Raw genomic sequence first — 201 nt, 5'->3', positions numbered from 1 at the left:
GGACCTCGGTAGCCGCGGCTAGCGTCGTCACGAAATTGCCGGTGCTGTCGGTGCTCCAGACCGAGTAGTGCCCGTTGGCCGAGTTCTTCCAGACCACGTCGTAGCCGCCACCGGACACCTGCTCGGCAGCAATGACGGACCACGTCGTGTAATTGGCCGTGTCCACCACATTGCCTTGGTATTTCAGCGTTGGGCCGGTGC

The 201-nt window shown here is 62.7% G+C and carries 1 protein-coding gene; it reads right to left on the bottom strand.

Annotation, left to right across the window (positions count from 1 at the left end; genetic code table 11):
• A partial coding sequence (locus tag I6F24_RS37430) for a hypothetical protein (RefSeq protein WP_225156638.1) occupies positions 1 to 201 on the bottom strand: 201 nt, incomplete at both ends.

Origin of the sequence: Bradyrhizobium sp. BRP23 (assembly GCF_020194135.1) — a bacterium.
Taxonomy (GTDB): domain Bacteria; phylum Pseudomonadota; class Alphaproteobacteria; order Rhizobiales; family Xanthobacteraceae; genus Bradyrhizobium; species Bradyrhizobium yuanmingense.
This window is presented reverse-complemented; position numbering and strand designations above follow the sequence as displayed.